The organism is Streptomyces niveiscabiei, assembly GCF_001419795.1.
GTDB classification, from domain to species: domain Bacteria; phylum Actinomycetota; class Actinomycetes; order Streptomycetales; family Streptomycetaceae; genus Streptomyces; species Streptomyces niveiscabiei.
The window spans coordinates 1-1,031 of record NZ_LIRL01001427.1 but is presented as its reverse complement, the minus strand read 5'-3'; the positions used below and the strand labels follow the sequence as shown (position 1 = coordinate 1,031).

The following is a 1,031-nucleotide window of genomic DNA, read 5'->3' as shown; positions in this document are numbered from 1 at the left end:
CCCCACCTGTGATCCCCGACATTGCCAACGGCCCGCCCCCGGCTGAAAAGGTGCTGGTATGAGAATGGAAGCGGACGGCCGAGCCCGGCGCGCCGGTGGTGACTGGGCCGGTGTGATCGCCGCCGCGCAGGCCGGTGACCGGCGGGCGCTGGACGAACTGGTCCAGGGCTGGCTGCCGCTCGTCTACAACATCGTCGGCAGGGCGCTGAACGGACACGCCGACGTCGACGACGTCGTGCAGGAGACGATGCTCAGGGCTGTCGGCAACCTCGGCGCGCTGCGCGATCCGGACAGCTTCCGCTCCTGGCTCGTCGCGATCGCCATGCGCCAGATCCGCGACCGGGCCCGCCACCGCACCCCGCCCCAGCGCCTCGACGAGAACGACCCGCACGACAGCGCGGACTTCGCCGAACTGACCGTCCTCAGACTCCAGTTGGAGGGCCAGCGAAAGGAAGTCGCCGAGGCCGTCCCCTGGTTGGACCCGGAGGACCGTCAACTCCTGTCCCTGTGGTGGCTGGAGGTCTCCGGTGACCTCACCCGGCGCGAACTCGCCGCAGCGCTGGGCATCAGCCGCCAGCACGCGGCCGTACGGGTCCAGCGCGTGAAGGAACGCCTGGAGGTCTCCAGGGGAATCGTCCGCGCCCTCGACGGCGCCTGCCCCAACCTCCGTGATCTGACCGCCCGTTGGCACGGCCGCCCCGACTCCGTCTGGCGCAAACGCCTCGCCCGGCACATCCGGGGCTGCGCCTACTGCGGCGACACCCGCGAACCCGTCGTCCCCGCCGAACGCCTCCTCGTCGGCATCGCCCTCGTCCCCGTCCCCGTCGGCTTCACCCTCTCCCTCGCCCTCGGCGGCAAAACGGCCGCCGCGGCGACCGGAGTCGGCTGGTCCGCGAAGGTCGTGGGGGCGCTCACCAAACCGGCCGTCGCGATGACCGCGGGCGCGACACTGGTGGCGGGCGGCGCGTACGTCGTCGTCCAGACCCCGGACGACCCCCCGAAGCACGCCGTCGTGATCCCCACCGCCGGGA

1 protein-coding gene is annotated in these 1,031 nt (G+C 72.3%); it reads left to right on the top strand.

What is annotated here, in order from left to right:
- Positions 1-64: 64 nt before the first annotated feature.
- The coding region (locus AOK24_RS44705) for an RNA polymerase sigma factor (protein ID WP_159052254.1) at positions 65-1,031 on the top strand (967 nt) is incomplete at its 3' end.